The organism is Alkalihalobacillus trypoxylicola, assembly GCF_001590785.1.
Lineage (GTDB): Bacteria > Bacillota > Bacilli > Bacillales > Bacillaceae_D > Alkalihalobacillus > Alkalihalobacillus trypoxylicola.
In genome coordinates this window covers 45,002-67,687 of the sequence record NZ_LTAO01000037.1, presented here as the reverse complement: position 1 = coordinate 67,687, position 22,686 = coordinate 45,002, and the positions used below count along the sequence as shown (strand labels likewise).

The 22,686-nt window shown below is 34.9% G+C and carries 16 protein-coding genes; 15 read left to right on the top strand and 1 reads right to left on the bottom strand.

Translation table 11 applies throughout. The annotated features are described in order from the left end of the window. Positions 1–9 precede the first annotated feature (9 nt). Both AZF04_RS17855 and AZF04_RS17850 read left to right on the top strand, forming a co-directional pair. Positions 10–2,196 carry an ABC transporter ATP-binding protein gene (locus tag AZF04_RS17855; protein WP_061949935.1) on the top strand — a complete coding sequence of 729 codons (2,187 nt, stop codon included), beginning with the start codon at positions 10–12 and terminating at the stop codon, positions 2,194–2,196. Further along, the gene (locus tag AZF04_RS17850; protein ID WP_061949934.1) at positions 2,193–2,690 is read left to right on the top strand and encodes a DUF1854 domain-containing protein; all 498 of its coding nucleotides are present in this window, start codon (positions 2,193–2,195) and stop codon (positions 2,688–2,690) included. Before AZF04_RS17855 ends, AZF04_RS17850 begins: the two co-directional genes overlap by 4 nt. 188 nt (positions 2,691–2,878) lie before the next feature. Here the strand turns inward: AZF04_RS17850 and AZF04_RS17845 are convergent, their stop codons facing one another. Next, positions 2,879–3,637, bottom strand: coding sequence for a helix-turn-helix domain-containing protein (locus AZF04_RS17845; RefSeq protein ID WP_061949933.1), 759 nt, complete (start codon positions 3,635–3,637; stop codon positions 2,879–2,881). 392 nt (positions 3,638–4,029) lie between these two features. On the opposite strand from AZF04_RS17845, the gene AZF04_RS17840 reads away from it, so the two are divergent. The 13 genes from AZF04_RS17840 (at position 4,030) to AZF04_RS17780 (ending at position 22,660) form a co-directional block, all read left to right on the top strand. Next, positions 4,030–5,406 (top strand): ABC transporter substrate-binding protein, encoded by a 1,377-nt coding sequence (locus AZF04_RS17840; protein ID WP_061949932.1) that lies wholly within the window; start codon positions 4,030–4,032, stop codon positions 5,404–5,406. A gap of 264 nt (positions 5,407–5,670) precedes the next feature. Next, positions 5,671–8,577, top strand: coding sequence for an extracellular solute-binding protein (locus tag AZF04_RS17835; protein WP_235600023.1), 2,907 nt, complete (start codon positions 5,671–5,673; stop codon positions 8,575–8,577). 17 nt (positions 8,578–8,594) lie between these two features. After that, on the top strand, positions 8,595–9,551 hold the full coding sequence (locus tag AZF04_RS17830; protein ID WP_061949931.1) for a carbohydrate ABC transporter permease: 957 nt from the start codon (positions 8,595–8,597) through the stop codon (positions 9,549–9,551). A 71-nt stretch (positions 9,552–9,622) separates the two neighbouring features. Next, complete coding sequence (locus AZF04_RS17825) at positions 9,623–10,429, top strand: carbohydrate ABC transporter permease (protein ID WP_082795250.1); 807 nt, start codon at positions 9,623–9,625, stop codon at positions 10,427–10,429. A gap of 23 nt (positions 10,430–10,452) precedes the next feature. Next, positions 10,453–11,901, top strand: coding sequence for an NHL repeat-containing protein (locus tag AZF04_RS17820; RefSeq protein ID WP_235600022.1), 1,449 nt, complete (start codon positions 10,453–10,455; stop codon positions 11,899–11,901). Beyond that, on the top strand, positions 11,894–12,520 hold the full coding sequence (locus tag AZF04_RS17815) for a YIP1 family protein (protein ID WP_045487927.1): 627 nt from the start codon (positions 11,894–11,896) through the stop codon (positions 12,518–12,520). Before AZF04_RS17820 ends, AZF04_RS17815 begins: the two co-directional genes overlap by 8 nt. A 20-nt stretch (positions 12,521–12,540) precedes the next feature. Beyond that, positions 12,541–15,093: a DUF5696 domain-containing protein gene (locus tag AZF04_RS17810; RefSeq protein WP_061949928.1), complete on the top strand. Its 2,553-nt coding sequence runs from the start codon at positions 12,541–12,543 to the stop codon at positions 15,091–15,093. After that, positions 15,090–16,004 carry a carbohydrate ABC transporter permease gene (locus AZF04_RS17805; protein WP_045487923.1) on the top strand — a complete coding sequence of 305 codons (915 nt, stop codon included), beginning with the start codon at positions 15,090–15,092 and terminating at the stop codon, positions 16,002–16,004. Before AZF04_RS17810 ends, AZF04_RS17805 begins: the two co-directional genes overlap by 4 nt. Before the next feature lie 41 nt (positions 16,005–16,045). Beyond that, positions 16,046–16,993 carry a carbohydrate ABC transporter permease gene (locus tag AZF04_RS17800; RefSeq protein ID WP_045487914.1) on the top strand — a complete coding sequence of 316 codons (948 nt, stop codon included), beginning with the start codon at positions 16,046–16,048 and terminating at the stop codon, positions 16,991–16,993. Positions 16,994–17,050: 57 nt separating this feature from the next. Further along, positions 17,051–18,259 (top strand): endo-1,4-beta-xylanase, encoded by a 1,209-nt coding sequence (locus tag AZF04_RS17795; RefSeq protein WP_061950022.1) that lies wholly within the window; start codon positions 17,051–17,053, stop codon positions 18,257–18,259. Positions 18,260–18,324: 65 nt separating this feature from the next. Next, complete coding sequence (locus AZF04_RS17790) at positions 18,325–19,323, top strand: endo-1,4-beta-xylanase (protein WP_412459217.1); 999 nt, start codon at positions 18,325–18,327, stop codon at positions 19,321–19,323. Positions 19,324–19,349: 26 nt separating this feature from the next. After that, positions 19,350–20,855 (top strand): glycoside hydrolase family 43 protein, encoded by a 1,506-nt coding sequence (locus AZF04_RS17785; protein ID WP_061949926.1) that lies wholly within the window; start codon positions 19,350–19,352, stop codon positions 20,853–20,855. Between the two features lie 122 nt (positions 20,856–20,977). Continuing rightward, complete coding sequence (locus AZF04_RS17780; protein ID WP_235600032.1) at positions 20,978–22,660, top strand: extracellular solute-binding protein; 1,683 nt, start codon at positions 20,978–20,980, stop codon at positions 22,658–22,660. Positions 22,661–22,686: the final 26 nt, after the last annotated feature.

Genomic DNA, 22,686 nt, shown 5'->3' with positions numbered 1-22,686 from the left:
GGGGATATAATGTCCATTCAACAACCACTGCCAGAGTTTATTAAAGTAAATAATGAAGTACAATTTTCTGCAGCCTTTGATATTGATTCTGAAGGACACTTTGTAAATGATTGGCTTATATTAACAAATGAAGAATTAATCGTTTTAGATAATAATGGAAAAAAGAAAACTCAGCTTTTTTTAGAGCAAATAAAAGCGGCAACTATTGAAAATGTTGTCGGTGGTGGTTATTTACTCATTGAGACTGAAGAAGGCTATTCACAGATTATTTGTCGATTTACAAGCAGTAAAATGAAATTATTTTCTGTTGCTTGCGAAATGATAGAGTCATTCCGAAAAGAGGGAATTTTACAAGGCTCTACATCTAATTTACCCGCTTCTTGCACTAGCTGTGGAAGACCTTTACCAGAATGGACGAATGTGTGCAGAAGATGCGTGGATAAAAGAAAAGTTATATTCAGAATATTAGACTATACAAAGCCTTATAGAGGCAGAATGATTGCAGCGTCATTAATGATGATAACAGCTACACTAATTACGTTAATACCTCCTTACTTAACAAAGGTAATCGTAGATGAGGTTTTAGAACCAAAAGCGACTGGAATGCTTCTACTAGTACTTGTGTTAGCCTTAACAGCAACTCAGCTTTTACAAGAAGCGTTAGCAATAGTAAGAGGGTACTTAGGAGTTTGGGTTGGTAGTCATATTATGAATGATTTACGCAAAGATACTTATAAGTCTCTAATGAATCTTTCTATGAGCTTTTTCGAAAAAAGTAGAATCACACAATTTATAAGTCGTGTTAATAGCGATGTGGAGGCTATCCGTCAATTTCTTACTGATGGCATCTTATTTATTGCAGGCCAAGTTCTTATGCTTCTTTCTATATTAATAGTCATGCTTGTAATGGATTGGAGGCTGGCAATCATTGCGGTGCTCCCCGCACCATTCGTCTTTCTTTTTTCAAAGCTAATGTGGCCATATATTAGAAACAGATGGTATAGCCAGTGGCGCTCTATTAATCAATTAAATATGACTGTTGGTGATTCTTTACAAGGAATTCGAGTCGTTAAAGCGTTCGGACAAGAAAATCAAGAGAAAAAAAGGTATGACAATGCTAGTCAGGTTGTAAAGGATGAAACGATTCGAACAGACGGAATGTGGCAAGGGATTTTTCCTGTTTTTTCTTTTGTTACGGGGATAGGTGCCTTATTGGTTTGGTATTTTGGTGGGCAGGCGGTCGTTTCTAACCAAATAACGTTAGGTACATTAATGGCTTTTATTGCTTATTTAGGAATGTTTTTTGGTCCACTTCAATGGTTTAGTCAAGCGCTAAACTGGATGAGTAGAGCTTTTGCATCTGCCGATCGAATCTTTGAAATTATGGACACAAAGCTGGACGTTCCAATTGCTAAAAATCCTGCTAGATTAAATACGGTAGAGGGACAAATCGATTTTCAGAATGTCACCTTTGGTTATGAATCACATCGTCCTGTCTTAAAGAAAATTAATCTTACAGTAAAGCCAGGAGAAATGATTGGTCTTGTCGGTCATTCTGGAGCTGGAAAGTCTACTTTAATTAATTTACTAAATCGCTTTTATGACCCAGATGAAGGGAATATTTATTTAGATGGAATAAATTTAAAAGATACTTCTCAAGACGATTTACACCGTCATATAGGGGTCGTATTACAGGAGACCTTTCTTTTTGATGGCACAGTGGCTGAGAATATTGCTTATGCTAATGAAAATGGAAGTCCTGAAGAAATTATGCATGCAGCGAAAGTAGCTAACGCACATGATTTTATTATTGAGATGCCGGATGGTTACGATACGCGAGTTGGGGAAAGAGGCCAACTTTTATCAGGTGGACAGAAGCAACGAATAGCAATCGCTAGAGCGATTTTTCATCAGTCAAAAATATTAATTTTAGATGAGGCGACCGCCTCTGTGGATACAGACACAGAGAAAAAAATTCAAGAAGCTTTGACTCGTTTAATGAAAGGAAGAACGACCTTTGCAATTGCTCATAGGTTATCAACCTTACGAAATGCAGACCGCTTAGTTGTTATAGATCAAGGCGAAATAGCTGAAATAGGAACTCATAATCAACTCTTAGAAAAAAAGGGTATCTATTATAAACTAGTGGAGGCTCAAAAAGAATTATCACAAATAAAAGGAGTGGGGACTGGATGAAAAATTCCGAGATTTTTTCTTATTTAGAAGCTGAAACTATAACGTTAAGAAGAGATCCATCTGGGATTTTACATGCAACCATTCTGAATGAACATTATAAAGAAGTACAATTGCTAAGAGCTTTTCCACATAAGTATCCTCATCAATATATTTCAGTGAGAAAGAAGGATAAGGAGGAAATTGGTCTTATCTTTGATTTACAAGAACTAGATGATGAGAGTAGAAAGGCAGCACTTATACAATTGAGAACGTATTATATGATTCCGAAGGTAACGAAAGTACTATCGATTAAATCAGAGCCGGGATTATGGATTTTTAACTTTGAAACCGATCGCGGAAGCATTGAATTATTATTACGAAATGTGCATGATCATATTCAGGTAACTAATGAGGGCTATATCATGATTAAAGATGATGAGCATTTAGAAGTTCGTATTGAAGATTTTTCGGCATTAGATAAAACAAGTAAAAGGCTGCTACAAAAGGTATTATAAATGTTAAAAAGAGGCAGGGAATCCATAGCTGTTTTAAATCATCACATTTAGTGAATCTTAAAATGATGTGTAATGGATGCAAACACAAATAATCAGTAAGAAACCTCCTTCTTATGAAAAGAAGGAGGTTATTTTTGAACTGCTAGATTCTCTCTAAAAGACGTAAGCTAGCGGATTTCCACTAAAGATTAGCTGCTCAAAACCTCTAATTTCTTACGATAGTTGGAAGCGCTTACACCTGTATGCAATTTAAATTTTTTGTAAAACCAATCTAAATCTGTGTATCCTACTTCATTTGCTACTTCATATATCCTCATATCGGTATGGTCGAGTAGGAATTTAGCTTTTTCCATTCGTTGCTTTAGAAGATATTGATGAAAAGTCATTTTCTCGTGATTTTTAAATTTCTGACCTAAATATGAGCAATTGTAATGGAGGCTATCTGATATTTCCTTTAATGTGATATTTTCATGAATGGATTTCTCGACGTACTCTTTGATTTCATCAATAATATTTGAAACCTTCTTGTGTGATACAGGTTTTCGTTTATGGCTTACTAAGGAATGATCTCTTGAACGATCTAAACTTCTTTTAACTCTAAGAAGACTGGAGACTAGGTCGCTATATCGTACAGGTTCTACTAGATATTCAGTAATTTGAAGATTGATTACTCGTTTAACAAAATTAAAATCTCTACTACCACCAAACAGGATTATAGGGATTTGGCTGTCCAATCTAATACGTTCACAAAGTCGTATTCCTTTCTCATTTAATGGAGATAAATTAATAAAAATGACTGCATAATTATTTTTGTGATAAAGGGATAATGCTTGTTTCATTGTTTCAGCATAATCTTCTAATTGAAAGCCAAAGTGCTCCCAGTAAATCGTTTCATTTAAACGTTTTCTAGATTCAATATCTGAATCAACTAATAAAACTTTGTACATATAAGTATGCCCCCTTATTAATTATCTGTATATTATAAAAATTACAAAAATATATACTTTAATTTAATTGTATAAAATAAACCACCTATAAAAAAACGTGCTTTTTTTTATATTTCTCACAAATATTTATATTTTTCCAATCATACTAAATTATTTGGAAAAAAATCCCTCAGAAAGAAGGTTCAGAGGTCCTAAAGAGAGCAATTCTTTAGAAAGGATACAATCCTCTATATATCTTAGATATGACCTCTTAAGAAAACGTTTACATTACAAGAGAAATAGAATTAGACAGGTCTAAAAGCTAATGTCTCACAGGTTGTTACATAATTAATGTAAGCGCTATATTATGAGTAATCATTTGCATTAAACATAATAAGAAACGGGGGATATGAATGAGAAGGTGCTTTGTACTTATTATTAGTTTATTTTTAATTTTGTTGGCTGCATGTGGTAATGAATCAACGAATACTTCAGAAGAGGTTGTTGATGAAGATGAAAATCAAGAGGAAATCCTTGAAGAAACTGAAGAAGAAAATACAGAGGATATCGAGCAAGTAAATCGAACACCAGAGATGGATTTTGATTTAGGTGGTAAAACCATTAAAGTGGTTTCTTGGTGGGATATGACAATTGGTGAAGATAATCCAGATAGTATTGAAAGGAAGAAAAATTTAGAAAAGCTGATGGAGAAGCATAATTTCGAAATAGAATATGTAGCAATCGATTATGGAGAATACCAACAAAGAGTTACGGCATCTTTATTAGCGGGTGAGCCGATTGGAGATATTGTGCGTTTAGGTAAAACGTATACAGTTCCAACTCTTGTTCAACAAGATTTATTATGGCCTATAGATGAATATACCCAAAATGAAAATGTGTTTAATCAAGCTGTTACAAATGATTTGTACACATTCGAAGGTCGTGGATACGGTTTTACAGAAGACCGTTCAAATATAGTCCAGGGAATCTTTTATAATCGAACGCTATTGAATGAATTAGGAATGAAATCGCTCCAAGATTATGTAGATGAAGATAATTGGAATTGGGATACTTTTATAGATGTAGCTCTTGAGGCCAATCAAGATACAAATAATGATGGAACAGTCGATACATGGGGAATTGCAAATCGCGGTATGCTCGAAAGGTTTTTAGCTTCTAATAATACATCTTTAACCGTTGACGACCAGCAAAATTTGGATGATTCGGCAACAGTTGAAGCATTAAATATGGTTTCAAGAATGGTAAGTGAACAAGTTTCACGTCCGACAGAAGGTGGAGATTGGACAGAGCCAAGTCAATTTTTTAGACAGGGAAATACTTTAATGTACTCTGGAGCACTTTATGAATTTAATGGCTTCCAAACAGATATGCCAGAATATGACTTAGGTTTTGTACCCTTTCCAAAAGGGCCAAGTGTAACAGAATACTATACGTATGAAGCGCTATTTCAAGCTTTAACCATACCTAAAAGCGTGGAGAATCCAGAGCAGCTTATGTATATATGGGAAAAAATTAATGATATAGATTCTATCTATGACTACCCAGGCCAGGCTAGCTATGAATCTAATTTTACAAATGAAGAGGATATCGAAAATGCTCGTTTAGTAACCAACAATTTACTCGTATTAGATCATTTTACCTATCCAAATTTAGATTATTATGCTTTAGAAGCTGAATTATTAGAAGGAACTTCAGTATCAACTGTTGTTGAAATGTATAAAGATTCCTATCAAGCTGCTATTGATGAGGTTTTTCAACAGAGTGAATAATTCTAATTAGATGAAGCTAATATTAATGAGAAATAGGGATAGATAAGTAGTTTTTAGACTAATCTGTCCCTTTCCTCTCATTCTATAACCTAGAAAACGAAGTGAGAAATTTTCAATCGAAAGATAGTTAAACTAGTAATAAATAAAGCTCCTATTACAGTTACATAAACCAACAGTTCTTAGAAGGTCTATTTCTTTAATGTTTAATTGCATTTAACGAAAAGGTTTTGAAAAATGAAAACTCAGCTGAAGGAGGAGAGAAAATTGTACATATTGAAAAACAAATATGTACGTATCCCTTTATATATTGTGATACTACTTTCTTCACTAATCATTTTACATTCTATTAATTCTGCTAAACCAATATCTAATCATGGATTGGCTGAATTTACTGCTGTCATTAATGATAGTAATGAAGACAGTTACGAGCATTATTTAGATTTGCATTCTTCTGCAAAAAAGCCAGAAACCACGATAAGAATTGAAGGAGAAAATTATATAGAGAGTGATGGTGAAGGATTTCAAATTTTTGATGATTTTGAAGGGTTGGATGGTAAGGCTGTTCTTACTCCTGAACAAGGAACGATTACCTGGAATGTTCCGGTTGAAGAGTCAGGATTATATAATGTGAGAATTCATTATTATCCAATGGAGGGTAAGTCATCAGCTATAGAAAGAGAGATTCGTATAAATGGAGAAGTTCCTTTTAATGGTGCGGATTTTATTCTCTTTGATCGAGTTTGGGGAAATGAAAACGACGAAATAATTAAGGATAACCGAGATAATGAATTACGCCCTAGGCAGGTAGAGCAACCAGAATGGCTAACCACTCCTTTTATTGATAGCAACGGATATTTTAATGAACCATATTTTTTTCATTTTGAAGAAGGAAATCAAGAAATAACGTTTGTATCAAAACGTGAACCTATGGTCATTGATTATATTGAATTCTATCAGCATGTACCTGCTAAATCCTATGAAGAAGTAAAACAGGATTATCAAGATGAAGGCATTGAAGCAACACAAGGACAATTTATTAAAGTTCAAGCCGAAGATGCCATCAGGAAGTCCTCTCCTACATTATTTCCTTTAGCAGATCGTTCAAGCCCCACAGTAGAGCCTTATCATGTTTCTAAATTGAGAATCAACACGATTGGTGGAGTTAATTGGAAGCAGCCAGGTCAATGGATTGAATGGGAAGTTGAGGTAGAGGAGGAAGGGCTTTATCAGATTGCTTTTAAACGAAAGCAAGATTTACTTCGAGGAGTCTATTCCACAAGAAGCATTATGATTAATGGGGAACAGCCATTTCAGGAAATGAATTTAATTCGATTTAATTATAATTTAAATTGGCAAAATGATGTTTTAGGAACCGAGGAAGAGCCTTATTTATTCCATTTAAAAGAAGGGACCAACCAAATAAGGATGATGGTGACATTAGGGGATATAGCTCCTTTATTAAGAACCATTGAGTCTTCTGTATTAGAGCTAAATGAGATGTATAGAAAAATATTAATGATTACATCCAATACTCCTGATCCATTAAGAGATTACCAACTAGAAAGAAGAATTCCAGATATGCTAGACGTTTTTACAGAGCAAGCAGAGACGATTAGAAGTGTAGCTGATTACTTGGAAGCAACTACTGGTGAAAGAAGTGATAAGGTTGCTGTTCTTCATTCCACAGTCGTTCAGTTGGAGGATATGGTGAAAAATCCTCATACGATTGCAAGAAGACTAGATACGTATAAATTAAATGTCGGTGGACTTGGAACTTGGCTACAAACGGTTCGAGAGCAACCGTTAACATTAGATTATTTAGTGATTTCGTCTCCTGGTGAGGAACTACCAAAAGCAGAGGCAAACGTATTAGAAAGAACCAAGCATGAAATTGGTGCGTTTTTTGCTTCTTATACAGAAGATTATGACAGTATTGGCAATACAGATATGCTCGATGAATCAATTACAGTGTGGATTACTACTGGTCGAGATCAGGCACAAATTTTAAAGGCTTTAATTGATGATACTTTTACTTCTGAAACGGGTATATCCGTTAACTTAAGACTGGTACCAGCCAATATTTTATTGCCAGCAACTTTAGCTGACGAAGGACCAGATGTTGCTTTGCAAATAGGAGAAGATGTTCCGGTTAATTATGCAATGAGAAATGCGGCCGCTGATTTGTCTGGCTTTGATGATTTTAACGATGTGACGGAGCGCTTTCGTGAGAGCGCAATTCTTCCCTATCGATTTAATAACGGGGTGTTTGCATTGCCAGAAACACAAATGTTTCCTGTCCTTTTCTATCGAAAAGACATTCTAGAAGAGTTGAATTTAGAGGTGCCAGAAACATGGGAGGATGTCTACAGCATGATTTCTGTTTTACAGAGAAACAATTTAGAGTTTTATTTGCAAATTGATGATCCTATGGCTGAAGGAAATACAGTGATTGGGCCTAATCCAGCTTTTAGTATGCTTCTTTATCAAAATAATGGTGAATTTTATCAAGAAGATCAAAAGGCTAGCGCATTAGATTCAGAGATTTCTATAGAAGCCTTCAATCAATGGACTCAATTTTATACGAATTATAAATTTCCATTAATGGCTGACTTCCCTAACCGTTTTAGGGTAGGAGAGATGCCAATCGGTATAGCAGATTATGCTACCTATAATATGTTATCTGTGCTAGCACCTGAAATTAGAGGGTTATGGGAATTTACATTAGTGCCAGGAACAGAATTAGAAAATGGGCAAATAAGCCATAATGTCTCTAGTTCATCGACTGCAGTCATGATCCTCGAAAATTCAGACCAAAAAGATGAATCATGGGAATTTCTGAAATGGTGGACGGAAAGAGAAACCCAAATTTATTTTGGTAGAGAGATGGAAAGCTTACTTGGTGAGGCAGCTCGATATCCTACGGCTAATATAGAGGCTTTAGAAGAATTACCTTGGCCAGTTGAGGATTATCAAAATTTAGAAACACAATGGCAATGGGTACAAGGAATTCCGCAAGTACCAGGTGGTTATTTTACCGGAAGACATTTAGATAATGCTTTTAGAAGAGTTGTAAATGCAAATGAAAACCCTCGAGAAGCATTGGCTGACTATATTCGTTATATTAACGACGAAATTGAAATTAAAAGAAAAGAATTTAATTTACCCTATTAGGATAGGAGGTGGGGATGATGGCATTAAAGCCAATAGAACAACCAACGGAAAATATAATCTATCCAAATAAGGAAACAAGATGGAGTAAATTTAAAAAGGAGTTAAAACGAGGAAAGCATTATTATATTTTAATGGCTCCTTATATGATTATTTTTACTTTATTTACAATTGTTCCAGTAATGGTTTCTTTATTTCTTAGCTTTTTCTCATTTAATATGTTGGAGCTGCCAACATTTGTTGGTTGGGAAAATTATTCAAGACTATTTTTAAATGACGATATTTTTATGATTGCTTTAAAAAATACACTCATCTTTGCTGCGATTACAGGTCCAGTAAGTTATATTGCCTGCTTCTTATTTGCTTGGATTATAAATGAGCTTTCACCAAAAGTGAGAGCGTTTATGACAGTCATTTTCTATGCTCCTTCTATTTCGGGAAATGTATTTTTTATTTGGTTAATTATATTCTCGGGAGATACGTACGGATACCTAAATGGTTTTTTAATGCAGACCGGTTTTTTGTTAGAGCCCATACAATGGTTACGGGATGAACAATATGTTCTATGGGTAGTAATACTTGTACAATTATGGCTCAGTTTAGGAACGAGTTTCTTGGTCTTTATCGCCGGTCTACAAACGATTGATCGGTCTTTAGTTGAGGCAGGAGCAATGGATGGAATTAAAAATAGGTGGCAAGAGCTTTGGTATATTACTTTGCCGTCAATGAAGCCTCAATTATTACTAGGTTCAGTTCTACAAATAACAATGGCATTTGCTGTAGCTGATATTTCAATGGCATTAGCAGGGTTTCCAAGTGTAAACTATGCAGCGCACACAGTAGTGACACACTTAATAGACTTTGGAACGATCCGATTTGAAATGGGATATGCTTCGGCGATTGCAACCATTTTATTCATAATTATGGTTAGTACTAATTTATTGGTGCAAAAAGTGCTTAGAAAGGTAGGTACTTAAAATTGGTTTTTAAAACTAAAAAACGACGAATTATAAAAAAGAAATTAAATCGTTCCCTACCTGTTACTATTATGCTTTTTATGCTACTTGCTATTTTTGGTGTATTTATGGCTATTCCATTAGTTTATGCCATTAATAATGCCTTCAAGCCATTAGATGAATTATTTATTTTTCCACCGAGATTTTTTGTGAGAAATCCAACATTAGATAATTTCTTTGATTTAGTAGCGGTGATGGGAGATTCTTGGGTTCCTCTATCAAGGTATTTTGCTAATACAATCATAATTACCTTACTAGGAACAGTTGGACATATTATTTTAGCTTCAATGGCAGCTTATCCATTAGCAAAATATAAATTTCCTGGCTCTAAAATGATCTTTTCTATTGTGGTTTTATCTCTTATGTTTTCACCACATGTAACGGCAATACCGAACTACATGGTGATGTCGTTACTCGGTTGGATTGATACACATGCTTCCTTAATTATTCCTGCTTTGGCTTTTCCGTTAGGGTTGTTTATTATGAAGCAATTTATGGAACAGCTTCCAGACTCAATGCTTGAAGCGGCAAAAATAGATGGAGCAAGTGAATATCGAATATTCTGGACGATTGTCATGCCAAATGTTAGGCCAGCATGGCTTACCTTATTAATTTTGCAATTTCCTGTTCTATGGGGAACAAATGGTGGGGATTTTGTTTATAGTGAAGAATTAAAAACGTTAAATTATGCTTTAGAGCAAATTACTTTAGGCGGAATTGCAAGAGCAGGTGTTGGAGCCGCGGTTGCTTTAATTTTAATGATTGTACCTATTACATTGTTTATCGTTTCCCAAAGTAAAGTTATTCAGACTATGTCGACTTCTGGGATGAAAGATTAAGTAGAAGGGAGATGTATTTCATTTTGAATCGATTACAGAACGTTATAATTTCTCTTCTTACCGTCATGGTCTTATGGATAAGTATGGGAGAGACTACCCATGCACAAAATCCACCTTCCTATAACTATTCGTTTTGGGAGGAGTCAGTTCCCGCGCCAGCTGCATATGAAGCCATTAATTTGATAGACGGTGAGAGTTTGGGAGTTGGAGCTCTTAATGAGCCTAACGATTTGCATATAACTAGGGACGGTCAAGTATTTATTTTAGATTCTGGTAATAATCGAATCATTCATTTAGACGAACATTATAATCTTGTTGAAGTGATGGATGCCTTTCAATTAGATGGAGTTACTCAGAATTTCTCAAATCCACAAGGAATTTTTGTAAATGATGACGGTCACATTTTTGTAGCTGATACGGGGAATAATCGTGTGATCCATTTTGACGAAACGTATCATGTTGTAAAAATGATTGATGAGCCTGAATCTGAATTATTAAATGATTCCTTTACCTTTTTGCCGGTTAAGGTCGTAGTGGATTATGCAGAAAGAGTATTTGTAATGGCTGATGGAGTCTTTGATGGGTTTATGGAATTTAGTATTGAAGGAGATTTTACGACCTTTATTGGTGCAAATAGAGTAAGGGTGGATCCGATCGAATATCTTTGGAAAAGATTCGCCACACGGGAACAAAGAAGTCAGATGGTCATGTATGTACCAACAGAATTCACAAGTTTAGATATTGATGAGAAAGGCTTTATTTATGCAACGAGTGCCGATAATTCGGATGATATGATTAAAAAATTAAATGCAAGAGGAGATGATATTTTACGGAGGGAAGGATATTTTAGCCCTAGAGGAGATATTCGTTATACACAAAGTGCTGGTCCTTCTCGAATGATAGATATTAGTGTGGCTGACCACGAAATATACTCTGTTTTAGATGCAAGAAGAGGTAGAATTTTCACCTATAATGGTGATGGTCATCTCATGTATGTATTTGGTTCTATAGGAAATAAAGTAGGACAGTTTCATACACCTATAGCTATTGAAAGAAATGCTGATCAATTTTTAGTACTTGATAGAGCTTTAGGTGAGGTAACCATCTTTTCAACGACCGAATATGGTCAAATATTAAATGAAGCAGTCAAAAGCTATGAAACAGGTAATGAGGAAAGGGCTCATCAGTTATTTGCAGAGGCAGTTAATATGAATGTTAATTTAGAGTTTGCTTATACCGGTATTGGGAAAGCTTTGCTAAGGCAAGACGAGTTTGAGGGAGCGATTGACCATTTCATCCAAAGCATGGACAGAGCTAATTATTCTAAAGCTTACCAATTACACCGGAATCAAACGTTACGAGAGCATTTTTCTACTGTGATGACTGTAGCAATCGTCACTATTGGAGGGCTTACTATTTTCTCTATTTTCAGAAAAAGACGATTAAAAAAGAGGGGTGTTTCTATTGAATAATCAACATGTTAAATACCCTTTGCATTTAACCGTACATCCATTTGAAGGATTTTGGGATTTAAAATATGAAAGAAGCGTTCGAACTAACTTAATTATTTCATTTGTCATACTGTTTTTACTTATTATGACAAACGTTTTAAGCAGTCAGTATAGTGGATTCGTTGTTAATTTATACAATCCAGAAGAAATGAATAGTTTACTAGAAGTAATATATGTTTTAATTCCAATATTATTTTGGTGTGTCGCTAACTGGTCGTTAACAACCTTAATGGATGGAGAGGGCAAATTCGTAGAGATATTTATATCTACATGTTTTTCATTAACACCATTAATCATTATTAACTTTCCGTGGATTTGGTTAAGTAATTTTATTTCTTTACAAGAAGCTACATTTTTTTATTTCTCGCAAAGCATTGCTATCATTTGGTTCTTGTTTTTACTGTTTATTGGCAATATGACTGTGCATCAATTCACACCTTCTAAAACAGTACTAACGATATTTTTAACGGTAATCGCTATCTTTTTCATGGCATTTTTATGCTTGCTCTTCTTTAGTTTAATTCAGCAAATTGTAGCTTTTATAAGCGTTATCTACCAAGAAATTGTTTTTAGGTACTAATGGAAGGAGTGTTAATTGTAATGATTAGAAAAAATTCTGTACGACTACTTCCATTCATATTGATTTGTTTCGTACTTGCAGGGTGCTCAGACACTACTTTAATAGAATCGAATGGAAGTGACCTATCAGAGATAGAGGTTTCGCATAATCAACCATTACAAGCTTCCTTTATGGATAGTCGATTAGATGAAATGAAAGGCATGGTCGAAAATGAGCAGCTTCAATTGTTTGTAGATGAAGCAACAGGTAATATAGCTGTTCACAATAAGGATAGTGGTGAAATCTGGTATAGTAATCCACCAGATCGTGAACAAGATAGTATAGCATCTGGGGTTAATTCGGATTTATTATCCTCACAAATACAGCTTCATTTCTATAATAATTTTGGTCAAGGAAGCGTCATTAACTCATATTCAGACAGTATTGTACATGAGCAGTATCAAATAGAAGAAATACCTGATGGTGTGAGAGTATTATATCAATTCGGTAAAGCGGAAAGATCGGCTGCTGATTTACCTTTAATGCTTAGCCAAGAAAGATTTGAAGAGCTTTCGAGCCAATTAGATAATACAGGTCAAAGAGCTTTAATGATCGCATATACAGAGAATAGCAGCACCGGGATTTATGAACGAAATGATAGTGCTCTGAATGGTATGCAATTAGAAAGAGCTTTTACGGCTTTTGAAGAAGCAGGATATACAGACGAAGATTTACAGCAAGACATGGCTGAATTAAATTTCACACAAGAAAATGAATCAGGGAGAGTCTTTTTAGCAGCAATAGAATATACGTTGGACGAAGATAGTCTTCTAGTGAGAGTCCCGGTTTCTAGTATTCAATATTCACCTGATTATCCGGTAAGTAGAGTTTCTATGATGAGATTTTTTGGGGCACAAGGAACAGAAGAAACTGGATCGATCTTTGTACCAGATGGTTCAGGTGCATTAATTAATTTTAACAACGGAAAAACTAAATACTCTGCTTATCAACAATCTGTTTATGGAACCGATATGTCCACTTTAACTAGAGATGAAGATAGAGAGGAAGAAACGGTGCGATTGCCTGTTTTTGGTTTAATAAAAGACGATGGTGATGCGGTGTTAGGAATTATTGAAGAAGGAGCATCTGTAGCAACGATTAGTGCCGATGTCAGTGGAAGAGTAAATAATTATAATTATGTATTTCCTACCTTTACAGTGATTAGTAAAGGAGATGTCACACTACAAGCGAACCAACAAGAAAGAACACTTCCGAGATTTCAAGAAGACCCAATGAATACAGACTTTTCTGTTCGCTATGTTTTCTTAACTGGTGAGGAAGCTTCCTATCAAGGTATGGCTCGTTATTATCAGGATTATCTTGTAAATCAAAATCAGCTTACAGCTATAAATGAAGATAATCAGCATGATGATTTACCTTTTTATTTAGAATTAGTTGGAAATATATCTAAACGTCAACATATGGTTGGTATCCCTTATGAAGCATTAGAGCCTTTGACGACCTTTGAACAAGCAACCTCTATTATGAGTCAGATGAAAGAAAATGAGATAGAAAATATAAAATTAAGCTACAGTGGCTGGTTTAACAGTGGTGTTAATCATAAGCTACCTAATTCAATAAAAGTAGATAGAGGTATTGGAGGAAAGCAAGGGTTTGAGAAGCTACTTCAATATACTCAGGAGCATAACATTGCATTTTATCCGGAGATGGCATTACTAAATGTGCATTCAGATTCTGGTTTTAGTGAAAGGAAGCAAGCGGCTAGAACATTAACGGATATACCTGCAACGGTTTATCCTTTAAATTTAGCATTAAATGCTCGTGATCGGACACAGAAACCTTCGTATGTTTTATCACCTAGTTTAGTCGAATCTTATACAGAAGAAATGTTAGCTGATTTTCTTAAACTAGAAGCAACTGGTATTTCGCTACGAGACTTGGCGGATACATTAAATAGTGACTTCAGAAGAAATGAGCAAGTAGATCGTGTTGATTCAGAAAGAATTTCAATAAATGCACTCAATAGTATTTATGAAGAAGATTTAGATTTGTTGGCAGTAGGTGGAAATTCTTATGCGTTTCCTTATCTATCGGATATTGTGAATATGCCAATGGATAGCAGTGGATTTAAACTACAGGATGAAAGTATACCATTCTTTCAAATGGTCGTAAGAGGGTTTATCGAATATACAGGTACACCTTACAATCTTTCAACCAATTTAAGTGATAAAGCTTATGTACTTAAAGCTTTGGAATATGGGGCGAATGTTCATTTTAAATGGACCTTTGAAGATAATGAGAGCTTGAAAGATACAAGGTTTAATCATTTGTATGCGGTGAATTACGAACAGTGGTTGGAAAAGGGAACTGAGCTATATCATCAAGTTAATGATGTTTTAAAGCAAGTAGCTTATGAACCAATAACAGCTCACCAAAAGCTTGAAGAAAACGTTTATCAGACAGAGTATAGTAACGGATTATATGTAATGGTTAACTACAATGATTTTGCTGTAACTATTGATGGAAAAACAATAGAAGCTGAGAGCTATATAACAGGTGGTGGAGTACAATGAGTACCCTAAAAAGATTTGGCGCAACGTTTCGGACATATGAAGGACAAAAGGTGTTCTGGGGAATCCTTTTTGTTACTCCTTGGCTACTAGGCTTCGTATTCTTTTTTCTAGTACCATTATTAACCTCTCTTCAATACAGCTTTAGTAATATAGAGGCAAGTGCAGAAGGGATTAAGGTTACGTTTATAGGTTTTTCAAATTTTATAGAGGCGCTAACCGTTAATACGAATTTTAATAGACAATTAATCGAATCTATAATGAACATTGTCATAAATGTCCCTTTAATTATAATATTCAGCTTGTTTATTGCTGTGTTATTAAATCAAAAATTTTTTGGTCGAAGCTTAGCTCGTTCTATTTTTTTCTTACCCGTTATTCTAGCATCTGGCGTAATTTTGAGTCTAGAATCAACTAGTTTAGTACAAGAAATTAATCAGCAAAATGCAAACTCTGGAGGACTAGCTAATGCTTTAGGGGCCTTTGAATTGCAAAGGCTAATGCTAAGGGCTGGGATGAATGAATATATTGTGCTCTATTTGACAGGTGCAGTTGAGAGAATCTATGAAATCGTTAGTCAATCAGGAGTGCAAATTTTAATATTTCTAGCAGGCATTCAAACCATATCTCCACAATTGTATGAAGCTTCAAAAATTGAAGGAGCAACGGGGTATGAGGCATTTTGGAAAATCACTCTACCGATGGTAAGTCCATTGATACTCGTTAATTTAATTTATACGATTATTGATTCGTTTTCGCGAAGTCCTGTAACAGAACTCATTATGTCAACAGGATTTGATAGCTTTAACTTTGGTTTAAGCTCAGCGATGGCTTGGCTATATTTTGTATCGATTATGCTCATTTTAACCATAAGTACTTATTTAATCTCAAAGAAAGTGTTTTATCAAGAATAATAAAAGCTTCAAACTATACTCATTTAGAAGGAGTGAGTGCTTTGCCGCTAGCTCGTTTATTTACATTTGAAAATTTGAAGCGTTGGACGTGGAACTTTGTGCGTTTTGTATTGATAGCTGGATTATCGTTCGTAATCCTATATCCAATTCTTCAGAAGGTTTCAACAGCAATTAAGCATAAAAGTGACTTATATTCACCAATTGTTGTATGGATCCCGCAGAACTTAACACTAGATAATTTTCGTGATGCTATTGCTATAATGAATTATTGGGAAACGTTATTAAATACCTTTGCACTTTCAGGAATGACCACTATTTTGACAACAGCTTCATGTGCATTAGCAGGTTATGCTTTTGCTAGATTAAAATTTAAAGGGAGTAAAATTCTTTTTGCGGGAGTTATTCTTACTATTTTGGTGCCACCCACAACAATTCTTATACCGATGTTTATGAATTTAAGAGAATTTAGTATGTTAGGTATTATTCCTTTACTAACTGGAGATACCATTAATTTGCTAGATTCATATTGGCCCTTTATTCTGACTTCCATCACAGCGAACTCATTGAAATCGGGGTTGTATATTTTCATTTTTACGCAATTTTTTAGAGGCATACCAAAGGCAATAGAAGAAGCTGCCTATATTGATGGAGCAGGAGTCGGTACTACTTTCTTTAGAATAATGCTACCTAATGCATTCCCTGCGATAGTAACGGTTGTTTTATTTTCTTTTGTATGGCAATGGAATGATAGCTTTTATACGACAACCTATTTAACTTCAAGTAATGTTATGTCTACTCAATTATCTTCGCTACCATATAATTTGGCGATGTTTCTAGATAGTGGTGACGCTGCACAAGCGGATCCTTTCTATTTAAGCATGGTTCAAGATACAGGGATACTTTTAGCCATAATGCCTTTAATTATCATTTATCTTTTTGTTCAAAGATATTTTGTGCAAAGTGTAGAGCGTACGGGAATAGTAGGTTAAGAGTAGGGTGTCAAAAATCGATTAAATCCTTTAGAGGGGAGGATTTCTGTGAGAAAAATGGTTTCATTAAACATGTATCGTTATGTACTGCTAATCTTTATCCTTATGATTCTTGGGGGCTGTCAGACACCTTCTATAAACGAAGATGTGAAAAATGTTAAACAAACCTCTATTAATGAAGATGAAAGTGAAAAAGACGAGCAAGAATTGGAAGCCAATAGCGACCTTACTATTCCGTCATTATCAGAGACCTTTTATGACTATTTTCCGATAGGAGCAGCGATTGAACCTCATCAAATTTCTAATGAAACTTCAGAGCTTTTAATCAAGCATGTAAATATGTTAGTGGCTGAAAATGTCATGAAACCAGATGCTATACAGCCAACTGAAGGGAATTTTAATTGGGAACCAACAGATCGAATCATAGAATTTGCTAAGGAGCATAACATGGAGGTTCGGTTTCATACGTTAGTTTGGCATAGCCAGGTTGGGGATTGGTTTTTTAAGGATGAAGATGGGTATCCAATGATAGATGAAGAAAACGCTGAAAAAAGGGAGCAGAATAAACAATTATTACTAGAAAGGTTAAAAACACATGTAACAACCATCGTAGAAAGGTATAAAGATGATATCTCATCATGGGATGTAGTGAATGAGGTTGTAGAGCCACAGGACGAGGATGGCATGAGAGCGAGCGAGTGGTATCAGATAACAGGGACGGAATATATTGAGACCGCTTTCTATGCTGCAAGAGAAGCTGGTGGGCCGGACATTAAGCTATATTTAAATGACTATGGAACGGATCATCCTAAAAAAAGAAATATAATCTATGATTTAGTAAGTGAGTTATTAGAAAAAGGAGTACCTATTGATGGAATTGGACATCAAACACATATTGACATTCATGGACCAACAATCGCTTCTATTATGGAATCAATTAATAAGTTTAATGAACTAGGTTTAGACAATATTATCACAGAACTAGATATGAGTATTTACGCATGGGATGACCACCAAGATTTTGGAAACGAAATTCCCCTGGAAATATTAAATAAACAAGCAGAGCGATATGAAGCATTATTTCATGAGTTTGTTGAAAATCAAGATAAAATTAGTGAAGTTGTTTTTTGGGGAATGGCCGATGATCATACTTGGTTGCACAGCTTTCCAGTAGAGCGGACTAATGCTCCTCTACTATTTGATTTCAACCATCAACCAAAACCAGCATTTTGGTCAGTTGTAAATATAGTACGGGATGAAGAATGAACAGACGAAGAGAGAATTCTTAATAGTTCTATATAAAATCCAAAATAAATTTGAGGTGAATGAGGATGACTAGAAAATTAAAGGAGCTTAAATCATTATTTAAGGATGATTTTTTAATAGGGGCGGCAGTTACGCCTAAAACAATTGATTCACAAAAAGAGTTAATCGTTCAGCATTTTAATAGTATTACAGCAGAAAATGAAATGAAATTTGAACGAGTTCATCCATTAGAAAATCAATATAGCTTTGAAGAGGCTGATAAGCTAATTGAATTTGCCAATAATCATAAGCTCCAAATGAGAGGTCACACATTAGTATGGCATAATCAAACACCTCCATGGATGTTCGAGCAGTCTGATGGAAGTGAATTGGAGCGTGAAGCTCTATTATCGAGAATGAAGGCTCATATAGACACTGTGTTAAATCGCTATTATGGGAAAATTTATGCTTGGGATGTGGTAAATGAAGCCATTTCTGATAGCGATGGTCAATTCCTAAGGGATTCGAAATGGCGTGATATTATAGGAGATGACTTTATAGAAAAAGCTTTTACGTATGCAAGAGCAGCTGATCCGAATGCACTATTATTTTATAATGATTATAATGAATTTGTTCCTGAAAAAAGAGATAAAATTTATCAATTAATGAAATCGATGATAGATAAAGGAGTACCAATTGATGGTATTGGTCTACAGGGCCATTGGAATTTAGAATATCCTTCGATTGATTTAATGAAGGAGGGAATTGAAAAATATGCAAGCTTAGGGTTGCAACTTCATATTACAGAATTGGACGTATCGATGTTTTTACATGAAGATAAGCGGACCGATTTGCAAGCACCCACTAAAGAAATGCTAGAATTACAGGCTATAAGATATAAAGAGATTTTTTCGTTACTAAAAGAATATCGAAAACATATTACTTCTGTAACTTTTTGGGGAGTTGCCGATGATTATACCTGGCTCGACAACTTTCCAGTTAGAGGAAGGAAGAATTGGCCATTTCTATTTGATCAATTCCATAAACCTAAACAATCTTATCATGAGCTGTTAAAGTTAAACTAAAAGGAGATTAGCGGAGGTTACTCTTAATGAGTCAAATTTTAATTCAAAATCCTATCATTTGGGCAGATGTCCCTGATCCTTGTATAATTCGTGTTCATGATACTTACTATATGACGAGTACGAGTATGCATTCAATGCCGGGCTGTCCGATTATGAAATCTATTAATCTTCGGGACTGGGAGATTTGTAGCTATGTATTTAATACATTTGAGACCAATGAACATCACGAACTATTAAATGGCAAAGATATTTATGGGCGCGGAGCGTGGGCAACAAGCTTGCGTTATCATGAAGGAACCTATTATGTATGTTTTTCAAGCAATGATACCCAACAATTTTATATTTATCAAACAGAGGATATTGAAGGTGGCTCATGGGAAAGGCATGTATTGCAGGGGCTACACCATGATCCTTCTCTCCTTTTTGATGAAGATAGAACCTATGTCATTTATGGAAATGGAAAAATTATGATTGCTGAATTAACGAAGGATGCTTCTTCACATAAAGAAGATGGAATTAATGAAGTTTTGTTTGAAACTGAAACAGACGGAATCGGACTTCGGTGTGAGGGGTGTCATGCTTATAAGCTAAATGGCTTTTACTATTTATTTTTTATTGAATGGCCTCAATTTGGAAATAAAAGAAGAAGGCAAGTATGCTATCGATCCAAAAATTTATTTGGACCCTATGAATCTAAAATCATTCTAGATGATGACCTAGGTTATTTGAACCAAGGAGTTGCACAGGGAGGAATTGTTGATACTTTAGAAGGAGAATGGTTTTCCTTACTTTTCCAAGATCATGGTGCCGTTGGCAGAGTTCCGATTTTACTGCCTTTAACATGGTCAAATAATTGGCCGGTTCTTGACAGAAGTGGTAAAGCTCCTTTATCCTTTTTGGCGAGTTTTCCAGATAGTGAAAATAAACCAATAGTGGTAGCAGATGATTTTAACTATCTTGAAAATAAATTAGCTCTACAATGGCAATGGAATCATAATCCTGACCCACGGCTATGGTCACTTACTGAAAAACCGGGTTGTTTGCGATTAAGGACAGGCTATTTATCCCCAAGTGTTGAATTCGCAAAAAATACACTAACACAGCGTACAGAAGGACCAGCATGTAAAGTAACGACTTCTCTGCATTTTAAAAATATGAAGGTAGGAGATCGAGCTGGATTAGTAGCACTACAGCATTATTACGCCACAGTTGCTATTACTAAAGAGTCCGAAGGCTTTACGATTGTGATGGGTAAAAGAGGAGAAAATGGTTATGAGGACGAAGTGGAGTCTCTTCCCTTTGATAAAGAGCTCATTTATTTAAGAATGGACTTTCATTTTGTTAACAATCAAGATACAGTTAAATGTTATTATTCGGAGGATGAAATCAACTGGATTTCAATAGGAGAAACTCATCAATTGCGTTATACACTCGACCATTTTATGGGGTGTCGAATCGGTTTATTTAATTATGCCTCTAAGGATATAGGTGGTTTTGTTGATTTTAACTATTTTCGTTATGAAAAACTGTAAAGTATGTTTAAAAGGTGATTGAATGTTCATCACCTTTTTTATATAAAAAAATGAACATTATACATTATAATTAAAATAGTTAATTTTATAGTATTAATGATGAGGTGAATAGCTTGTATAAAATGAATCAATGTCCTATTTTCTTTTGGTTTGCATTGTTTGTTTGCTTTCCCTTTGTACAAGGGTGTCAAAATACTGAAATAGTTGATGACAAGGAGAATTCTCCAGTTATGATTGATGGAATAGACAGTGGTTATCAACATTCTGGACTTAGTAAATACGAATCAACTATTGACCTCAATTTAGTAAGAAATACAAGTAAGAATTTAACCAATTTATTAAAGGAATTTCCCGGTGATACGTTAAGTGATAATCGGTGGACGAGATTATATAAGGATACGTTAGGAATAAATATTCAATATAATTGGATTGCTGAAGATAATCTCTATCATCAAAAATTGGGAGTAGATATTGTCTCAAGAAATTTCCCGGATGTCATGAAGGTAAATACTCAGCAACTACGAGAATTAGCGAACGCAGGGTTAATTCAAGATTTAAATGATGTGTATGAGACTTATATGACCCCATTTACAAAAGAAGTGATGTATCAAGAGGGAATAGATCCTTTTGAAGTAGTGAGAATGGACCAAAAATTGATGGGAATCCCTGTCCTTGAATCGTCTGTTGAAGCCGTTCAATATATTTGGATTCGAACAGATTGGTTGGAACAGTTAGGGATGTCACCACCGGAAACAATGGATGATTTACTGGAAATATCGAAAGCGTTTACATTTGAAGATCCTGATCAAAATGGCGTAGATGATACGTACGGTCTAGCAGTAACTCAGTATATTTGGGATCCTGCTATGGGACTGAGCGGTTTTATGGCTGGGTTTAATTCTTATCCTAATCTATGGCTAGAAAATGAAGAGGGGAAATTGGTATATGGTGGGATCCAATCAGAGGTTAAGGATGCTCTTTTAGCTTTACAAACTATGTATCAATCTGGAGAAATTGATGAAGAATTTATGTTCAAAGATGGAAATCAAGTGAGTGAGCAAATAAAAGACGGTACAATCGGTCTTCTATATGGAGAACAATGGGCATCATTTCTTGTCGCAGACAGTGTAAAAAATAACAACAAAGCTGAATGGGGAGTCTTTCCCATTGTTACAAATGAGGAAGATAAGTTGGCAAGAGTCCCTATACAAAGAAAAATGAATGAGTATTGGGTAGTTAGAAAGGGATATGAACATCCAGAAGCAATTATGAAAATGATTAACTTACATTTGGAGATGAATTGGGGAGAAAGTGCTGAGTATGAAAATTATTACAGTACTCCTTATCCTGTTTGGCAATTATCACCTGTTACTCCATTTCCTCCACTAAAAAATCTCGACGCATATTTACAAATTGATAATGCTGTAGCGAATAACCAAATATCTAATTTGAAGGGTGAAGCTAAAGCAATTTATGAAAAAATGGATAGCTATCATTCTCAAAATGATTTTAATGGATGGGGCTGGGCGTTAACATATGGAAGTGACGGCGCTTTTTCGGTATTAAACGAATATATAGAAAATGAACAAATTCTACTAGATAAATATGTAGGTATATTATCAGATTCAATGGGAGAAAGGAAAACGATTTTAGAACATAAAAAACTTGATACTTATATTAATATTATATTGGGAAGTCCGATAGAAACTTTTGATGATTTCGTTCAAGATTGGGAAAAAATGGGCGGCGAAGAAATAACAAAAGAAATCAATGATTTTTATCAGCAGCTAAATAGTAGTTACTAAGGGAATCTAACATTGCAAGATGGGGG

Bases quoted from the DNA above. Each gene is read 5' to 3' on its own strand.
- AZF04_RS17855 (WP_061949935.1), top strand. From the start codon at position 10: ATGTCCATTCAACAACCACTGCCAGAGTTTATTAAAGTAAATAATGAA.
- AZF04_RS17850 (WP_061949934.1), top strand. From the start codon at position 2,193: ATGAAAAATTCCGAGATTTTTTCTTATTTAGAAGCTGAAACTATAACG.
- AZF04_RS17845 (WP_061949933.1), bottom strand. From the start codon at position 3,637: ATGTACAAAGTTTTATTAGTTGATTCAGATATTGAATCTAGAAAACGT.
- AZF04_RS17840 (WP_061949932.1), top strand. From the start codon at position 4,030: ATGAGAAGGTGCTTTGTACTTATTATTAGTTTATTTTTAATTTTGTTG.
- AZF04_RS17830 (WP_061949931.1), top strand. From the start codon at position 8,595: ATGGCATTAAAGCCAATAGAACAACCAACGGAAAATATAATCTATCCA.
- AZF04_RS17825 (WP_082795250.1), top strand. From the start codon at position 9,623: ATGCTTTTTATGCTACTTGCTATTTTTGGTGTATTTATGGCTATTCCA.
- AZF04_RS17810 (WP_061949928.1), top strand. From the start codon at position 12,541: ATGATTAGAAAAAATTCTGTACGACTACTTCCATTCATATTGATTTGT.
- AZF04_RS17805 (WP_045487923.1), top strand. From the start codon at position 15,090: ATGAGTACCCTAAAAAGATTTGGCGCAACGTTTCGGACATATGAAGGA.
- AZF04_RS17795 (WP_061950022.1), top strand. From the start codon at position 17,051: ATGGTTTCATTAAACATGTATCGTTATGTACTGCTAATCTTTATCCTT.
- AZF04_RS17790 (WP_412459217.1), top strand. From the start codon at position 18,325: ATGACTAGAAAATTAAAGGAGCTTAAATCATTATTTAAGGATGATTTT.
- AZF04_RS17785 (WP_061949926.1), top strand. From the start codon at position 19,350: ATGAGTCAAATTTTAATTCAAAATCCTATCATTTGGGCAGATGTCCCT.
- AZF04_RS17780 (WP_235600032.1), top strand. From the start codon at position 20,978: ATGAATCAATGTCCTATTTTCTTTTGGTTTGCATTGTTTGTTTGCTTT.